A 16,508-nucleotide genomic window follows, 5' to 3' on the forward strand; every position below is an offset into this window, starting at 1 on the left:
GAAGCGGTACGCCGCCCGGTTGCTCCTACGGCAATGCCGCCGATCCGCGAGAACAAAAAAGGGCGCCGTTAAGGCGCCCTTGTTGGTGGTGGCCCGGCCGGCGTTAGTCGCCGTTGCCGTTCTTGCGGGTCTTGATCAGTTCGTCCACCACGCCCGGGTCCGCCAGGGTGGAGGTGTCGCCCAGGGAATCCAGCTCGTCGGCGGCGATCTTGCGCAGGATGCGGCGCATGATCTTGCCGGAGCGGGTCTTGGGCAGGCCCGGCGCGAAATGGATCAGGTCCGGTTTGGCGATCGGACCGATTTCCTGGGTGACCAGCTCGCGCAGCTCCTTGATCAGGTCCTCGCTGCCCTCGGAACCGCTCATCAACGACACATAGGCGTAGATGCCCTGGCCCTTCACGTCGTGCTGGTAGCCCACCACGGCGGCCTCGGAGATGCTCTTGTGCAGCACCAGGGCGGACTCGATCTCGGCGGTGCCCAGGCGGTGGCCGGACACGTTGAGCACGTCGTCCACGCGGCCGGTGATCCAGTAGTAGCCGTCCTCGTCGCGGCGCGCGCCGTCACCGGTGAAGTAATAGCCCGGGTAGGCACTGAAGTAGGTGTCGATCATGCGCTGGTGGTCGCCGTAGACGGTGCGGATCTGGCTGGGCCAGCTGGCCTTGATCACCAGGTTGCCGGCGTTGGCGCCTTCCAGTTCCTTGCCGTCCGGGTCCATCAGGGCCGGCTGCACGCCGAACATGGGCAGGGTGGCGGAGCCCGGCTTCAGGTCCACGGCACCGGGCAGCGGCGCGATCATGATGGCGCCGGTTTCGGTCTGCCACCAGGTATCGACGATCGGGCAGCGGTTTTCACCCACCACCCGGTAGTACCACTCCCAGGCTTCCGGGTTGATCGGCTCGCCCACGGTGCCCAGCAGCTTGAGGCTGGAGCGGTCGGTCTTGTGCACCGGCGCGTCGCCCTGGCCCATCAGGGCACGGATGGCGGTGGGCGCGGTGTAGTAGATGTTGACCTTGTGCTTGTCCACCACCTGCCAGTGGCGGGAAGCGTCCGGGTAGGTGGGCACGCCCTCGAACATCAGGGTGGTGGCGCCGTTGGCCAGCGGCCCGTAGACGATGTAGCTGTGGCCGGTGATCCAGCCCACGTCGGCGGTGCACCAGTAGATGTCGCCGTCGTGGTAGTCGAACACGTATTTGTGGGTGAGCGCCGCCTGCAGCATGTAGCCGGCGGTGCTGTGCAGCACGCCCTTGGGCTTGCCGGTGGAGCCGGAGGTGTAGAGGGTGAACAGCGGGTCCTCGGCTTCCACCCATTCCGGTTCGCACTGGTCGGAGACCTGTTGCACCGCCTCGTGGTACCAGACATCGCGACCGTCGTTCCAGTCCACGTCGTTGCCGGTGCGTTGGACCACCACGCAGGTGTGCACCGGACCGCCGCCGTTCATGGCCTTGTCGGCATTGGCCTTGAGCGGCACGACCTTGCCGCCGCGCACGCCTTCGTCGGCGGTGATCACGGCGCTGGCCTCGGCGTCCTGGATGCGGTCCTTGAGGGCCTCCGGCGAGAAGCCGCCGAACACCACGGAGTGGATGGCGCCGATGCGCGCGCAGGCGAGCATGGCGTAGGCCGCCTCGGGGATCATCGGCATGTAGATCACCACCCGGTCGCCTTTCTTGACGCCACGGTCCTTGAGCACGTTGGCCAGCCGCGAAACGTGCTCCAGCAGTTCCTGGTAGGTGATGTGCTTGTCCTGGTCCGGCTCGTCGCCCTCCCAGATGATCGCGGTCTGATTGGCCCGTTTCGGCAGGTGGCGGTCCACGCAGTTGTAGCAGGCGTTCAGGCTGGCGCCCTGGAACCAGGCCGCGCGCCCTTCCTTGAAGTCCCAGTCACTGACGGTGTCCCAGCGGGTCCGCCAGTCGAGCAACTCGTCGGCGCGCTCCGCCCAGAAGGTGTCCGGGTCGCGCACGGATTGCTCGTACCAGCGATCGTAGGTGGCCCGATCCATCAGGGTCTGGCGCTGGAACGCCTCCGGAACCGGGTGAATCTTCTTCTCTGACATAACTGCCTCCTTCGTACTACCCGCTGGTATTTGTTATTCCCGCGTGACGCGGGAGCCGTATTCGTATGGCGACGCATTATCCCGCCCGACCGGGCCGGACTGAATTCCACCATGGTCTATAAAGATGGCGGCTATACATACTGTAGATCGGATACGAAGGGCCTGCATCCCGGACTACGACTAAAGGGGAATGGCCGGCGCGGGCACGGTGGGTAGGATGGAAGGTTCGCGAGGGGCGCAAAAGAAACGCCGGCGCGAGGGCCGGCGTTCATGAAAAGAGTCAACCGTGAAACGGTCGAGGCGGCGGGCGCCGCGCGGAATCAGGCCACCTGGACCGGAATCGCGTTGCTGGTGCCTTTCACCGCGTTGCCTTCGCCCATGTAAATCAGGCGGGGCTTGTAGTTGATCAGCTCGGAACTGCCGTAGCTGGCGTAGGCGCAGATGATCACCCGGTGACCCGGCTGCGCCTTGTGGGCGGCGGCGCCGTTCACGGAGATGATTTTGGAGCCTTCTTCGCCACGAATGGCGTAGGTTTCGAAGCGCTCGCCGTTATCCAGGTTGTAGATCTGGATCTGCTCGTACTCCAGGATACCGGCCATGTCCATCAACTCGCCGTCGATGGCGCAGGAGCCTTCATACTCGAGTTCCGCGTGGGTCACGCGGGCCTGGTGCAACTTGGCTTTCAGCATGGTGCACTGCATGTCGGGTACCTCTCTGAACAACCCCGGGCGGGCCCGTCGGGCCGGCCTCCGCGAGGGGCCGGCAGTATGCATGAACCCCTGGTCACATACAAGAAAACAGCCTGTTTCCTGACCAGTGGGCGTTGAGTCTATCAGGCCGCCGGCAGCGACAACGTCAGATTGTCGATCAATCTGGGTCGGCCCAGCCGGGCGGCGGCGGCGATCACCAGCTCCCGGTCCTCGGCGGCCGCCGGCGCCAGGGTGGTGGCGTTGGCCACGGTCACGTAATCCACGTCGAAGCCATGTTCCGCCAGGGACACGGCGATGCGTTTCTCCAGGGCCCGGTAGTCCCGCTCGCCCTGTTCCACGGCGCGCCGCGCGTCCTGCAGGTGCTGTTGCAACAGCGGTGCCCGGGCGCGCTCGGTTTCGGTGAGAAAGCCGTTGCGCGAGCTCATCGCCAGGCCATCCGCCTCGCGGGCGGTGGGGGCGCCGATCAGGCGGATCGGAAACAGCAGTTCGGCGGCCATGCGGCGCAGAATCGCCAGCTGCTGGAAGTCCTTCTCGCCGAACACCGCCACGTCCGGCTGCACGATGTTGAACAGCTTGCTGACCACGGTGGCCACGCCGCGGAAATGGCCCGGGCGGTCGGCGCCGCACAGGTAGTCGCCCAGGGCATCCACGTCCACCCAGGTGCGGTTGGCGCCGAGCGGGTACATGGCCTCCACGGTGGGCGCGAACAGCACTTCCACGCCGGCCTCGCGGAGCCGGGCGGCGTCCGCGTCCAGGGTGCGCGGATAGGCGTCGAAGTCCTCGCCGGGGCCGAACTGGGTGGGGTTGACGAAGATCGATACCACCACCCGGTCGCAATGGCGCCGCGCTTCGCGCATCAGACTCAGATGGCCGTCGTGGAGGTTGCCCATGGTGGGCACCAGCCCGATGGTATGACCCGCGTGGCGCCATTGCGCCACGAGCTCGCGTACTTCGGCGACGCCGTGCAGTTGTTCCATGATCAGAAGCAGTGTTCGTCGGCGGGGAAGTGGCCGTCCTGGACGGCCCGGTGGTAGGCGCGGAAGGCGCCGGCCACATCGCCGCCGCCGTCCGGCATGAAATCCTTCACGAAGCGCGCCGGGCGCGGGTTCAGGCCCAGCATGTCGTGCATCACCAGCACCTGGCCGTCGCATTCCGGCGCGGCGCCGATGCCGATCACCGGGGCCGCCACGGCGGCGGTGATCTCCGCGCTCAGGGTGCGCGGCACGCATTCCAGCACGAACAGGGCGGTGCCGGCGCGGTCCAGCTCGCAGGCGGCCTCGAGCAGCTCCCGGGCGCCGTGTTCGTCCTTGCCCTGCACCCGGTAGCCGCCGAAGGCGTTCACCGCCTGCGGCGTCAGGCCCAGGTGGGCGCACACCGGAATACCATTGCGTTTCAATACCTTGACCGCGTCGGCCAGCCAGGCGCCGCCTTCCAGTTTGATCACGTTGGCGCCGGCCTGCATCAGGGCGGTGGCCGCCTCCAGGGTGCGTTCCAGGGTGGCGGCGCCCATGAAGGGCACGTCGGCGATGATCAGGCTGCCCTGGTTGCCGCGGGCCACGCACTCGGTGTGGTAGACCATCTGTTCCAGGGTCACCGGCACGGTGCTGTCGCGGCCCTGGACCACGTTGCCCAGGGAGTCGCCGATCAGCATGGCGTCCACCCCGGCCTCGCTGATCAGGCGCGAGAAGGTGGCGTCATAGGCGGTGAGGACGGAGAATTTCTCGCCGTCCTCCTTGCGTTTCTTGAGGGTGCGGATGGTAACGGGCATGGGAGCTCCCTTGGGACGCTATACCAGCGGGCGGGGGTTAAAATAGTGTCGCCCCGTGCGGATGTCCAGCAACTCGCCCACCAACTGCTCATAGTCCGCCTCGCCATTGACCAGATCGATCTCGGCGGCGTTGACGATCAGCAGCGGCGCGCCGTCATAAAAATGGAAGAAACGGGTGTAGGCGTCGTTGAGGCGCGCCAGGTAGTCCGGGTCGACGCGCTGCTCGAAATCATTGCCCCGTTTCTGTACCCGCTGGCGCAGCACGCCGGTGGGGGCCTGCAGGTAGATCACCAGATCCGGGGCCGGCGCGTCCAGCAGCATGTGCCGGTAGACGTTGTCGTAGAGGGCGAATTCGTCCTCGTCCAGGGTCACCTCGGCGAACAGCCGGTTCTTGTCGATCAGGAAATCCGCCACCTTGGGACCGGTGAACAGGTCCTGCTGGCGCATCTGGCGGAGCTGGTCGGCGCGTTGGAACAGAAAGAACAGCTCGGTTTGCAGGGCGTAGCGGGCCGGATCCTGGTAGAAGCGGGTCAGAAAGGGGTTGTCCTCGGCCTGTTCGAGCAGGGTGTCGAAGCCGAAGGTGTCCGCCAGCCGTCGCGTGAGCGTGGTCTTGCCCACGCCGATGGGCCCCTCCACGGCGATGAAGCGGGGCAGTTCGCCGCTGGCGCGGAGCCGGTTGATGCGTTCAGTCAGCAAACTGGTCCTCCTCCAGGCGATGCAGCCGGTGCAGGGGCTGATCGGCCACCGATGCCCAATGGTCGGCCACCGGGGTGCCGTCCGGCAAGCGGCAATCCGGCAGGCGGTCCAGCAGCGGGCGCAGCACGAAGGCGCGGCGGGTCATTTCCGGGTGCGGTACCACCAGCCGGGGCAGCCGGATACTGGCCTCGCCCCACAGCAGCATGTCCAGGTCCAGGGTGCGTTCGCCCCAGTGGCGGCGGCGCTCGCGGCCGGCGGCCTGCTCCAGACCTTGCAGGGCGTCGAGCAGCGCCAGCGGGTCCAGGGTGGTTTCCAGCAGGGCCACGGCGTTGACATAGTCGGGCTGGTCCTGGGGGCCCACCGGGGCGGTGCTGTACAGGTCGGAGTGGCCGCGCAGGCGGGTGTCGGGCAGGCCGGCGAGGGCCTTCAGGGCCGCCGTGACCTGAGACTCCGGATCGTTCAGGTTGCTGCCCAGGCCGATCACAACCATGGGGTCAATCCTTGTTGCCGCCGGACCGGGGGCGCCGGCGGCGCCGACGGCGGCCGCCGCCACCTCCGCCACCACCGCCTTGATTGGGGCCCAGCGCCTGGACCATGTCGTAGCGCTCCTGCTCGTCGAGCTGTTGGTAACGGGTCCACCAGGCGCCCAGGCCGGGCTTGATCTCGCCGGCGTCCTCGCGCAGCAGCAGGAAGTCATAGGCGGCACGGAAGCGCGGATGCTGAATCAGGGTTTCCGCGCGCTTGCCACCGCGCCGTGGCAGCCGTTGCTGCAGATCCCACATTTCCCGCATCACCGTGGAGAAGCGGCGTGGCACGGCGGTGTGATCCACCTGTTGGGCGAGCGCCCAGCCGGCGGCCTTGTGCAGGGCCGGCGCCGGCGGCATGCCGTCGCCGCGCAGCTTGTCGAAGCGGGCCACCACCACCGGCCACAGCAACACCGCCAGGATAAAGGCCGGGGTCACCGGCTTGTCCTGGGCCAGGCGCCGATCGGTGTTGTCCATGGCGGCCAGGATCAGCCGTTCCCAGAGTTCGCCCTGGTCGCCGGTCAGGCATTCCTCGGTTTCCGGGAACAGGAAGGTGAACAGGCCCAGCTGGCGCAGTTCGGTGTAGGAGGCGCGGGCATGGCCGCTGAGAAACAGCTTGAGCACCTCGTCGAACAGGCGCGCCGGCGGCACCTGCAGCAGCAGTTCCGCGAGGCCGGGAATCGGTCCGGCGGTGCCGGCGTCCAGCTCGAAGCCGAGCTTGGCGGCGAAGCGGGCGGCGCGCAGCATGCGCACCGGGTCTTCCCGGTAGCGCTGTTCCGGGTCGCCGATCAGCCGGATCACGCCCCGCTCGATGTCGCGGCGGCTCTGGACGAAATCGTAGAGCGCGAAATCGGCGATGTTGTAGTAAAGGGCGTTGATGGTGAAATCGCGGCGCAGGGCGTCTTCCTGGATGCTGCCCCAGACATTGTCACGCAGCACCAGGCCGGTTTCCTCATGGGCCAGGTGCTGGTCCTCGTCCAGGTCATCGCGCTGGAAGGCGCGGAAGGTGGACACCTCGATCACCTCGCGGCCAAAACGCACGTGCACGATCTGGAAGCGCCGGCCGATGATGCGGCTGCGCTTGAACAGCCGGTGCACTTCCTCCGGGGTGGCGTCGGTGACCACGTCGAAGTCCTTGGGCTCGCGGCCGCTGAGCAGATCGCGCAGGCAGCCGCCCACCAGGTAGGCCTCGAAGCCGGCCTTATGCAGCCCGTAGAGCACATTGAGGGCGGCTCGGGACACGTCCTTGCGCGAAATCGGATGCTGATCGCGGGGGATGACCCGCGCTTCCGGAAGCCGGGGCATGGCGGGGGAACCTTTGCGCAGGAGACGGGTCCAGAGGAGTACAAGCGGTCGAGAGATGCGAGTCCAAAGGAGCGGGAGAAATGCCGCTGGGCGCTCTGAGAATCTGGATGCCATTGAGCAAAAAACGTCCTGACGAGATGAAAGGCGGCATGGTAGCACTTTTTGGCCGCCACCGGTCACGCGATCTGGAGAAAGGGCCCGGTTTCGGGTTACCATTCCGCCCTGGTCCAGAAAGTAAAAAGGGACCACAACCTTGGTCGTGGTCCCCTATGCGCTGATTCTGTTGTTGTTATTGTTTGTGTTGTTTTCTGCCTTGCGCCGTAACCAATTTTCGCTACGGCATTTGCTTCGGGCTCAACGTTTATTCTTCTTCTTTTCTTGTTCTTATTGTGAGCCTTCACCGCCTTGGTTGTTTTGTTTATCTGGCGTGGGATTCATAGTGCATGGATGGATTTTGCATTGCAACAGGTTGTTAAAGCCTTACAAAACAACCACTTACGGAAATTTTGAAAAATGGGGTGGTGGCGAGGGGCGCGCGGGGTAACGCACCTGTTACCGCGCTGTGTAGTAAGGTAACACTTCTGGGTGGCCCGCCCGTGGCCGGCGCCGTCACCGCCGGAAGCAAGAGCGAAAACCGGGAAATTTTTTTCTTTCCCGACGTGCCGGCCGGTGAAATCAACGTCGACCACTCCGTTTGGGGCGCTGAATGCCCAGGCGCTGGCGCCGCTCCCAAAGGCTCTTGCGGCTGATCCCCAGCTTCTGGGCCAGCTCGGTCTCGGTCATGTTGTCCTGGTTCTCCATCACGAAGCGGGTGAAATAGTCCTCCAGGGACAGGTCCTCGGACGGGTCCAGGCTGGCGCGGCTGAGCCGCTGGGGCGTGCGGTTGGGGTTGAGCCCCAGTTGCGCCGGGCCGATGCCATCTTCCTCGGTGAGAATCACCGCCCGCTCGATCACGTTCTCCAGCTCGCGCACGTTGCCCGGCCAGGCATAACGTTGCATGGCGGAAAGCGCTTCCTCGGTGAAGTACAGCTCGCCGCGGCGCATCTTCTCGCGGCTGCGCTCCAGCAGCGTCTTGGCCAGTTCCTCGATGTCCTCCTCGCGCTCGCGCAGCGGCGGCAGCTCCAGTTCCATGACATTGAGCCGGTAATAGAGGTCGTGGCGGAAGCCGCCGTCGCTGACCCGCGCCGGCAGGTCCACCTGGCTGCTGGCGATCACCCGCACGTCCACCCGTCGCGGTGAAAGGGAATCCTGGCGGTGAATCACGCCCTGCTCGAGCAGGGTCAGCAGGCGGCTCTGCACTTCCGGGTCCAGTTCCCCCACCTCGTCCAGAAACAGGGTGCCGCCGTCGGCTTCCTCGATCCGGCCGGGCTGTTCCTCGCTGCCGAACAGCTCCTCCAACTGCAGGGCTTTGGGCAGGGCGGCGCAATGCACCGTGACCAGAGGTGCCGAGGCCCGGTCGCTGTGGTCGTGCAGGGCGCGGGCGGTGAGTTCCTTGCCGGTGCCCGCCTCGCCGAGGATCAGCACCGGCGTTTCGGTGGGGCCGACCCGGCTGATGCGGTGCTTGAGGTCGCGCATGGGGTCGCATTCGCCGATCATCGAGTGCACCGGGTAGGTCCGCTCCAGATCCCGCCGCAGCACCTGGTTGCCCCGGTTGATGCGGCCTTCCTTGAGCACCCGCTCCACCGCCATGAGCATTTCGTCGTGGTCGAACGGCTTGGGAATATAGTCCACGGCGCCTTCGCGCATGGCGTCCACCGCCGAGCGCAGGCTGGCGTAGCTGGTCATGATTAACACCGGCACCGGCCGCGCCACTTCGATCAGGGCGGTGCCCGGTTCGCCGGGCAGCCGCAGGTCGCTGATGATCAGATCGTACTGGGTCAGGCCCTGGTCGTTGGCCTGTTCCACGGATTCCGCCTCCGCCACGGAATGGTCGTGGCGCTCCAGCAGCTTGCGCAGGGCGCCGCGAATGACGGGTTCGTCCTCGACGATCAGGATATGGCTCATGGTGCCGTTCCTTCTTTTAATCCGTGCTTTTTACTCTCCGGACGGCCGGTGGCCGGCGAAAACGGGCAGCTCGATGACGAAGCGCGTGCCGTGTCCGTCGGCGATCGGGCTTTCCACCCGCACCGTGCCACGATGGTCCTCGATAATACTGTAAACCAGCGCCAGGCCCAGACCGGTGCCCCGGCCCGGCGGCTTGCTGGTGACAAAGGGTTCGAACAGGGCGTCGCGCAGTTCCGCGGGCACCCCGTGGCCCAGGTCCTCGACGCGCACGCGCAGGCGCTCGCCGTCGCGCTCGCAGCTCACCACGATGGGCTGGTCGTCGGCGCAGGCGTCGGCGGCGTTGCCGAGCAGGTTCACGAACACCTGTAAAAGCCGTTGCGGATCGCCTTTCACTTCCTGGCCCCGCGGACACAGATTATCAAATCGCTGGCCACGATGGTCCGGGTCCAGGCGCAGCAGGGCGATGGCTTCCCGCACGGTGTCGGCCAGGTCCACCGGCCCCTGGATGGTATCGCGCACGCCACCGGAGTGGCTGAAGGTCACCAGGGATTCCACGATGCGATTGATGCGGCGGGTCTGCTCCACGATCTGGCCGGCGCTTTGCCGTTGCTCCCTCTGGTCGCAATCGCCGTCCAGATTCTGCGCCAGACAGGCGATGGCGGTGACCGGGTTGCCGATCTCGTGGGCCACGCCGGCGGCCAGCCGGCCGATGGAAGCGAGGCGCTCGTTATGGGCGAGGTGCGATTCCATCTGCCGCAATTCGGTGATGTCCTCGAGCACCAGCACCTGGCCGCCGGCCTGCTCGGTGGGCCCGGGGCTGTGGATCCGCGAGCGGTGCAGGCTCAACCAGCGGGGCAGGCCGTCCACTTCCAGTTGCCGCTGGGGATCGTGTTCCGTCTTGCCGCGGCTGAATTCCGCCAGCAGATCCCCCCAGGGGGCGGGCAGGTGGTCCAGGCGCGAGCCGATGGTGTCCTCGGCGTCGATGCCGGTGAGGGCCTCCACCGCCCGGTTCCAGCCGATGATCTCGCCGTCGGCGCCCAGGGAGATCACGCCCATGGGCAGCTCCAGCAGGGTCTGACGATGGAAGCGGCGCAGGCTGTCCAATTCCGCCGCCAGGCCGGAGAGGTGGTCCCGGTACTGCTCCAGACGCGATTCGATGAACTGGATGTCCTCGGATTCGCCCTCCTGGGGCCGGTAGGGCAGGTTGTCGTCCATCAGTTGATGGGCCACGGAAGGCCCGAGCAACCCGGAAAGGTTGGTTTCCAGCTGGTCGCGCAGGCGGCGCAGCGCGTAGGGGCGCGTTTCGCTTTGCTTGAGGCGCAGGTCGCGCAGTGCCATGTCCACCTCGCGGGCGGCGGTCACCGGCCCCAGCGGGCCGCTCAGGGCCTTGATGAAGTCGTCCACGGTCTGCGCGCCCAGGTCCCAGCGGTAGGGCCGGCGCAGGCTGTCCACGGCGCAGGCCTCGGCGGCGGTGCGTTCCTCCCGGGAGGTGGGCGTGATGATGGAGACGATGGCGTAGATCAGGCCGTTGAGGCTCAGTGAGGCGATCGCCACCTGGTTCCAGTGGGCCATGCCCTGCCGTGGCCGCAGCCCCAGGGATTCGGCCAGGCCCGCCAGTTGCCAGTGCGGAAACACCATGGGGATCAGCAGCGCCAGCACCCACACCAGAAAGCCGGCGCCGATGCCGGCGAACAGACCGTTGCGGTTGCCGGAAGGCCAGAACAGGGTGCCGATCAGCCCGGGCACGAACTGCAGCGCCGCCACGAACGACAGCACGCCCAGCTCCACCGAGGAATGCCCGGGGCCGGCCAGCCGGTAGAAGCCGTAGGCCAGGGCCAGGATGGCGCCGATCAGTACCCGGCGGGTCCACAGCAGGTTGCGGTACAGGTCATGGGCGGAGCTGAGCGGGCTGGCGGGCAGCACCAGGTGGTTGAGGCTCATGCCGGACAGCGCCAGGGTGGCGACGATCAGCATGCCGCTGGCGCCGGCGAGGCCGGCCAGGTAACCGAGCACCGCGCCGCCGCCGTTGGCCAGGCCCACCCCCAGGGCGAAGTAGTCCGGTTTGGTGGGGGCGTTGCTGGCCAGCGCCGCCCACAGAATCAGCGGCACGCACAGCGCCATCACCAGGAACAGCAGCGGCAGGCCCCAGCTCGCCGTTACCAGGGCGCGGGGATTCAGGTTCTCGGTGAACGCCATGTGGAACATATGGGGCATCACCACCGCGGACACGAAGAACGCCATGATCAGGCTGTGCCAGGTGCCGTTCTGCAGCGGGCCGTACAACCGCGACAGCATCTCCGGGTGGGCGTTGAGCCACTGGCCAAGGCCGCCGGGGCCGTCGAACACGCCGAACAGGCCGATCAGGGCCACCGCCACGAACGCCACCACCTTGATCAGGGATTCGGTGGCGATCGCCACCACCAGCCCTTCGTGCCGCTCCCGGGCGGTGGCGTGCCGGGCGCCGAACAGAATCGCGAACAGGGTGATCAGCAGGCAGAACCACAGCGCCACCCAGGCCGGGTCCGGCTCGCCGGTTAGAATCTGGATCGATTCCGCCACCGCTTTGATCTGCATGGACAGCAACGGCAACATGCCGGCCACCATCATCAGGGTGGTCAGGGCGCCGGCCATGCGGCTGCGGTAGCGGAACGCGAACAGGTCCGCCAGGGAGCTAAGCTGATAGGTGGTGGTCAGGCGCAGAATCGGTGCCAGCAGGATCGGCGCCAGCAGGAACACCCCGGAGATGCCCAGGAAGTAGGCCAGGAAGTTGTAGCCGTAGTCGTGGGCGTAGCCCACCGAGCCATAGATGGCCCAGGCGCTGGCGTAGACCCCCAGGGAGAACACGAACACCGCCGGGTGGCGCACCAGGCGGGCGGGAATGCGGCCCTTCTCGGTGACCCAGGCGACCAGGAACAGGAACAGCAGGTAGCCGCCGGCGATCAGGATCAGTTCACTAACGCTATAGGTCATCGACGTCCCGGCTCCTGGCGACCCAATAGCTGAGCGCGATCAGGCCCAGCCAGACCAGATACGGGCGATACCAGGCTCGGCCTCCCTCGCTCCACCAGTCGATCAACGCCGGTGACAGCAGGTAGGTGCCCAGAATGAAAATGATCAGCAGGCGGTCGGTATACATGGCGGCTCCCAGACGGCCAGCATATCAATCCCGCGCCGCGCGTAAAAACGCGGGCGGCGGCTGGCGGCGGCCGGTGGGCAGCAACGCCGGGTGCCAATGGGCGCTCGCCCAGGCCAGTTGTTCGTCCACGCTGGCCCGGGCCAGGGCCGGTTCCGGAGCCAGGCCCACGCAGCCCAGGGCGGCGTGCAGATAGGGCGCCGGATGAGCCTCGTCCAGGGCGGCGGCGCCGGCGGATTTGCTCATCTTGCCGCCGGCCGGATCCATGATCACCGGCAGGTGGGCATAGCGCGGCGCCGGCGCGCCCAGGCATTCGAGCACGCGCAGCTGGCGCAGGGTGGAGGCGAGCAGGTCGCTGCCGCGCACCACGTCGGTGATGTCCTGGTCGGCGTCGTCCAGGGCGCAGGCCAGTTGATAGGCGAACAGGCCGTCGCGGCGGCGGATCACGAAGGGCCCGCCTTCCTGCGTCAGGTCCGCGCAGATCCGCCCCTGCAGGCGGTCCTCGAAGCAGCGTTCGCCGTCGGCCACGGTGAGGCGCACGGCGCGGTCCGGCCCCGGGGGGCGGGCCACCGCCGGCCCGGGGTGCACATTGTCCAGCGCCTTGAGCTGCTTGCGCGACAGGGTGCAATAAAAAGCCTGTTTGCCGGCCAGCAGGCGCTCCACCGCGGCGGCATAGGCGTCGGCGCGCCGGCTTTGATACAGCGGCGCGCCGTCCCAGTGCAGGCCGAAGCGGTCAAGCTGGTGGAGGATGGTGTCCACGGCGCCGGGTTGCTGGCGGGGCGGGTCCAGATCGTCCACCCGCAATAGCCAATGCCCGCCATGGTGGCGGGCATCCAGCCAGCTCGCCAGCGCCGTGACCAGGGACCCGAAGTGCAACGGGCCCGATGGCGTGGGCGCGAACCGCCCGACGTAGGGCCGCTTCACCCCGCCAGTTGTTTTTCCTTGATTTCCGCCAGTTCCTTGCAGTCAATGCAAAGCTCGGCGGTGGGGCGGGCTTCCAGACGGCGAATGCCGATCTCGACCCCGCAGGCCTCGCAGAAGCCGTAGTCGTCCTTGTCGATCTGGTCCAGGGCCTTCTCGATTTTCTTGAGCAGCTTGCGCTCCCGGTCCCGGGTGCGCAGCTCCAGCGCGAATTCCTCTTCCTGGGTGGCCCGGTCCGCCGGGTCCGGCAGGTTGGCCACCTCGTCCTGAAGGTGGTGCATGGTGCGGTCGGCTTCCTCCATCAGTTCCTGGCGCCAGGCCAGAAGAATCTGACGGAAGTGCGCGCGCTGGGCTTCGTTCATGTACTCCTCGCCGTTCTTGGGAACGTACGGCGTAAAACCATGAATGAGCGTATCCGCCTTGGAGGCGGAGGAGGGGGATTTCTTCACCTTGGATGTCACCTGATCAGAAGATGGAGAACGGGACGAAGCCTTTGCCTGGCTTGCGGATGCCGTCCTGGCGGTCCCGGAGGGACGCTGTGCGTTGGGTTTGGCGGCCGCCTTGGCGGCCGGCCGGGCGGCGGGTTTCGCCGCCGGTTGTTTGTTCGCCGCCGTCTTTTTCGGGGCGGCGGCGGTTTTGTTCGGGGTCGAGCGGGCCGGCGTCTTGCTGGCGGCGCTCTTGGCGGCCGGGCGGCTGGCGGCTTTTTTGGCCGCCGGCGTCTTCACGGCGGGCTTCTTCGCCGCGGTTTTACTCGCCGCGGCTTTTTTCACCGCCGGCTTGGTGGCGGCTTTGCGCGCCGGCGCCTTGCGGGCCGTTTTGCCGGCGGTGGCGGCTTTCTTGGCCGCCGCTTTCTTCGGCGCCGTCTTTTTGGCGGCCGCCTTCTTCACCACGGCTTTCTTGGCCGGCTTGGCCGGGGCCTTCTTGGTCGCGGTTTTCTTCGCCACGGCGCTCTTGGTCGCGGCCTTTTTCGTCGCGGCTTTTTTGGTCACGGCTTTCTTCGTTACGGCCTTTTTGGCGACGGCCTTCTTCGCGGCGGCTTTTTTCGCCGTCGCGGTCCTGGCCGCCGTTTTCTTCGCCGGAGTCTTCTTCACCGCCGCTTTGCTGGCGGAGCCTTTCCCTGCGCCGGTCTTACTGGCCGTCTTTTTTTTGCTTTTGCTGCCGGTGGCCATTTTGATCAACTCCCTTAACATAGTCGCGACTCGCTGTCCTGGGCTCCCCCGGAGGTGAAGGCCGGCCCGACGGTATGCCCGGGCGAGTACCGCCCCGGGACGGACGATAGTGTAAGCTTCGACCTTACCGTTTTATTGCGACGCTTGTCACCATTGGCCGGCGCCGTTCAAAGCGGCCTGATTATAGCCAACCCGGGGCGCTTTCCCAGCCCCGAAAGCGGTCGAAGCGACGAAGGTATATCAGAGCTTTCCCTGCGGAAAAAGAGGTTTTTCTTGAGCGGTATCCAACTCTCCCGGCTTGCCGGGCAAACCCCTCCCTTCCACGTCATGGCGTTGCTCGAACGGGCTCAGGCCTTGCAAGCGGCGGGCCGGGATATTCTGCACCTGGAAGTGGGCGAGCCGGATTTCCCCTGTCCGGCGCCGATCATGGCCGCCGCCGGCGCCGCGCTGGAGCGTGGCGATACCCGCTATACGCCGGCGGCGGGGCTGCCCGCGCTACGCGAGGCCATCGCCCGGGACTACCGGGAGCGCCTGGGCGCGCCGGTGAGCGCGGAGCAGGTGGTGGTCACGCCGGGGGCGTCCGGCGCCTTGCAGTTGGTGATGACGGCCCTGCTGAATCCGGGGGACGACGCCTTACTGTGCGACCCCGGTTACCCCTGTAACCGCCAGTTCGTGACCCTGGCCGGTGGGGTGCCCAAGCCATTGCCCCTGGACGTGGCCGACCAGTTCCGGCTCAGCCGGGAGAAACTTGCCCAATACTGGGGCACGGCCACCCGTCTGGCCATGGTGGCCAGCCCGGACAATCCCACCGGCAACCGGGTCGATACCGCCGAGCTCTCGGCCATGGCCGATTGGTGCGCGCAACAGGGCGGCACCCTGGTGGTGGACGAGATCTACCAGGGGTTGTGCTACGGCGCCCCGGCGGACACGGTGCTGCGTCACGGCGACCGGGCCGTGGTGATCAACAGCTTCAGCAAGTATTTCGGCATGACCGGTTGGCGGCTGGGCTGGCTGGTGGCGCCCCGGGAAATGGTGTCGGCGGTGGAGCGCTTGGCGCAGAACTGGTTCCTGGCGCCGGCCACCGTGGCCCAGCACGCGGCCCTGGCGGCCTTCGACGAGGAAACCCTGCTGATCGCCGAGCAGCGCCGGCAGTTGCTGGACCGCCGGCGCACCCTTTTGCTGGAGGCGCTGCCGGCGCTGGGGCTGCCGGTGGTGGGTGGCGCCGAGGGCGCCTTCTACTTGTACCTGGACGTGAGCCGCCACACCGATGACAGCTTCGCCTTCTGCCGGGACCTGCTGGAAAAAGCCGGCGTGGCCCTGACGCCGGGGCTGGATTTCGGCGAAGGCCATGACCCACACCGCTACCTGCGGCTGGCCTACACCTGTGACGAGGACCGGTTGCGCGAAGCACTGCGCCGCCTGGCGGACTACCTGGAGGCGCGGTGAATTTCGATCCCCCTCTGATTGGCGTTACCCTGCTGCGCCGCTACAAGCGCTTTCTCGCCGACGTGCGCCTGGCCGATGGCGAGGAAATCACCGTGCACTGCCCCAATACCGGCTCAATGAGGTTCTGCGTGCTGCCCGGCGTGGAGCAGGCGGCGCTGATTTCCGACAGCGGCAATCTCAAACGCAAGTACCGGCACACTCTGGAGGCGGTCCAGGTGGCCCATGGCCACTGGGCCGGGGTCAACACCGGCCGCACCAATGCGCTGGTGGCGGAGGCCCTGCGCGCCGGGCGCCTGCCGGGGCTGGACCCGTCCGGTGGGGTGGAACGGGAGGTGACCTTCGGTGACAGCCGCTTCGATCTGGCGCTGGGCGAGCGGGCCGCGCCGCACACCTATATTGAAGTGAAGAACGTGACCCTGGGGCCGGGCCCGGACGATCCGGACCATGGCGTGATCCGCTTTCCCGATTCGGTCACCGAGCGTGGTCAGAAGCACCTGCTGTCACTGATGGACGTGGTTCGCGCCGGCCAGCGGGCGGTGTTGTTTTTCTGCGTGCAGCACAGTGGCGCTCGCGCCGCCGGGCCCGCGGACCATGTCGATGCCCGTTATGGGCGGCTGCTGCGGGACGCCATGGAGGCCGGCGTGGAGGTGCGTGCCTGGCGCACGCGCATGGCGCCGGAGTGCTTCGAGCTGGACGAGGAGGTACCGCTGACCCTGGCGCACCCGGACATCGATATTGAAGGATATCGCGGCTGAAGCCGCTCCTACCTCGTCGGATTAACC

General features: G+C 66.9%; 14 protein-coding genes. 2 read left to right on the forward strand and 12 right to left on the reverse strand.

Annotated features, from left to right (window positions below):
• Positions 1–103 precede the first annotated feature (103 nt).
• The 12 genes from acs to dksA all read right to left on the reverse strand — a co-directional run bounded on the left by acs (position 104) and on the right by dksA (position 13,473).
• Positions 104–2,050, reverse strand: coding sequence for an acetate--CoA ligase (gene acs / locus HMJ39_RS09925; RefSeq protein ID WP_194297186.1), 1,947 nt, complete (start codon positions 2,048–2,050; stop codon positions 104–106).
• 320 nt (positions 2,051–2,370) lie between these two features.
• On the reverse strand, positions 2,371–2,751 hold the full coding sequence (gene panD, locus HMJ39_RS09930) for an aspartate 1-decarboxylase (RefSeq protein WP_161385573.1): 381 nt from the start codon (positions 2,749–2,751) through the stop codon (positions 2,371–2,373).
• A gap of 131 nt (positions 2,752–2,882) precedes the next feature.
• Positions 2,883–3,737 carry a pantoate--beta-alanine ligase gene (gene panC, locus HMJ39_RS09935; protein WP_194297187.1) on the reverse strand — a complete coding sequence of 285 codons (855 nt, stop codon included), beginning with the start codon at positions 3,735–3,737 and terminating at the stop codon, positions 2,883–2,885.
• Between the two features lie 2 nt (positions 3,738–3,739).
• Entirely contained in the window at positions 3,740–4,528 is a 789-nt protein-coding gene (panB, locus tag HMJ39_RS09940) for a 3-methyl-2-oxobutanoate hydroxymethyltransferase (RefSeq protein ID WP_194297188.1), read from the reverse strand.
• Between the two features lie 18 nt (positions 4,529–4,546).
• Entirely contained in the window at positions 4,547–5,224 is a 678-nt protein-coding gene (locus HMJ39_RS09945) for a deoxynucleoside kinase (protein ID WP_407645809.1), read from the reverse strand.
• Positions 5,214–5,714, reverse strand: coding sequence for a 2-amino-4-hydroxy-6-hydroxymethyldihydropteridine diphosphokinase (gene folK, locus HMJ39_RS09950; protein WP_194297189.1), 501 nt, complete (start codon positions 5,712–5,714; stop codon positions 5,214–5,216). Before folK ends, HMJ39_RS09945 begins: the two co-directional genes overlap by 11 nt.
• Positions 5,715–5,718: 4 nt before the next feature.
• On the reverse strand, positions 5,719–7,053 hold the full coding sequence (gene pcnB, locus HMJ39_RS09955; protein ID WP_194297190.1) for a polynucleotide adenylyltransferase PcnB: 1,335 nt from the start codon (positions 7,051–7,053) through the stop codon (positions 5,719–5,721).
• Positions 7,054–7,728: 675 nt separating this feature from the next.
• Entirely contained in the window at positions 7,729–9,057 is a 1,329-nt protein-coding gene (locus HMJ39_RS09960) for a sigma-54-dependent transcriptional regulator (protein ID WP_194297191.1), read from the reverse strand.
• 30 nt (positions 9,058–9,087) lie between these two features.
• A complete protein-coding gene (locus tag HMJ39_RS09965; RefSeq protein ID WP_194297192.1) occupies positions 9,088–12,027 on the reverse strand; it encodes a sensor histidine kinase in 2,940 nt (979 codons plus the stop codon).
• Positions 12,017–12,193 carry a hypothetical protein gene (locus HMJ39_RS09970; protein ID WP_194297193.1) on the reverse strand — a complete coding sequence of 59 codons (177 nt, stop codon included), beginning with the start codon at positions 12,191–12,193 and terminating at the stop codon, positions 12,017–12,019. The genes HMJ39_RS09965 and HMJ39_RS09970 overlap by 11 nt, the downstream gene beginning before the upstream one ends.
• Positions 12,194–12,217: 24 nt before the next feature.
• Entirely contained in the window at positions 12,218–13,114 is an 897-nt protein-coding gene (gluQRS, locus tag HMJ39_RS09975) for a tRNA glutamyl-Q(34) synthetase GluQRS (RefSeq protein WP_194297194.1), read from the reverse strand.
• Positions 13,111–13,473: an RNA polymerase-binding protein DksA gene (gene dksA, locus HMJ39_RS09980; RefSeq protein ID WP_228462276.1), complete on the reverse strand. Its 363-nt coding sequence runs from the start codon at positions 13,471–13,473 to the stop codon at positions 13,111–13,113. The genes gluQRS and dksA overlap by 4 nt, the downstream gene beginning before the upstream one ends.
• 1,080 nt (positions 13,474–14,553) lie before the next feature.
• Between dksA and HMJ39_RS09985 the strand changes: the two genes are divergently transcribed.
• Together HMJ39_RS09985 and sfsA are read left to right on the forward strand one after the other, a co-directional pair.
• The gene (locus HMJ39_RS09985) at positions 14,554–15,726 is read left to right on the forward strand and encodes an aminotransferase class I/II-fold pyridoxal phosphate-dependent enzyme (RefSeq protein WP_228462270.1); all 1,173 of its coding nucleotides are present in this window, start codon (positions 14,554–14,556) and stop codon (positions 15,724–15,726) included.
• Positions 15,723–16,481: a DNA/RNA nuclease SfsA gene (gene sfsA, locus HMJ39_RS09990; RefSeq protein WP_194297195.1), complete on the forward strand. Its 759-nt coding sequence runs from the start codon at positions 15,723–15,725 to the stop codon at positions 16,479–16,481. Before HMJ39_RS09985 ends, sfsA begins: the two co-directional genes overlap by 4 nt.
• Positions 16,482–16,508: the final 27 nt, after the last annotated feature.

The organism is Alloalcanivorax profundimaris (genome assembly GCF_015265435.1).
Classification (GTDB): Bacteria; Pseudomonadota; Gammaproteobacteria; order Pseudomonadales; family Alcanivoracaceae; genus Alloalcanivorax; species Alloalcanivorax profundimaris.

Coding starts and splice junctions, on each gene's coding strand:
- acs (WP_194297186.1), bottom strand. CDS start 2,050: ATGTCAGAGAAGAAGATTCACCCGGTTCCGGAGGCGTTCCAGCGCCAG.
- panD (WP_161385573.1), bottom strand. CDS start 2,751: ATGCAGTGCACCATGCTGAAAGCCAAGTTGCACCAGGCCCGCGTGACC.
- panC (WP_194297187.1), bottom strand. CDS start 3,737: ATGGAACAACTGCACGGCGTCGCCGAAGTACGCGAGCTCGTGGCGCAA.
- panB (WP_194297188.1), bottom strand. CDS start 4,528: ATGCCCGTTACCATCCGCACCCTCAAGAAACGCAAGGAGGACGGCGAG.
- folK (WP_194297189.1), bottom strand. CDS start 5,714: ATGGTTGTGATCGGCCTGGGCAGCAACCTGAACGATCCGGAGTCTCAG.
- pcnB (WP_194297190.1), bottom strand. CDS start 7,053: ATGCCCCGGCTTCCGGAAGCGCGGGTCATCCCCCGCGATCAGCATCCG.
- HMJ39_RS09960 (WP_194297191.1), bottom strand. CDS start 9,057: ATGAGCCATATCCTGATCGTCGAGGACGAACCCGTCATTCGCGGCGCC.
- HMJ39_RS09965 (WP_194297192.1), bottom strand. CDS start 12,027: ATGACCTATAGCGTTAGTGAACTGATCCTGATCGCCGGCGGCTACCTG.
- HMJ39_RS09970 (WP_194297193.1), bottom strand. CDS start 12,193: ATGTATACCGACCGCCTGCTGATCATTTTCATTCTGGGCACCTACCTG.
- dksA (WP_228462276.1), bottom strand. CDS start 13,473: ATGAACGAAGCCCAGCGCGCGCACTTCCGTCAGATTCTTCTGGCCTGG.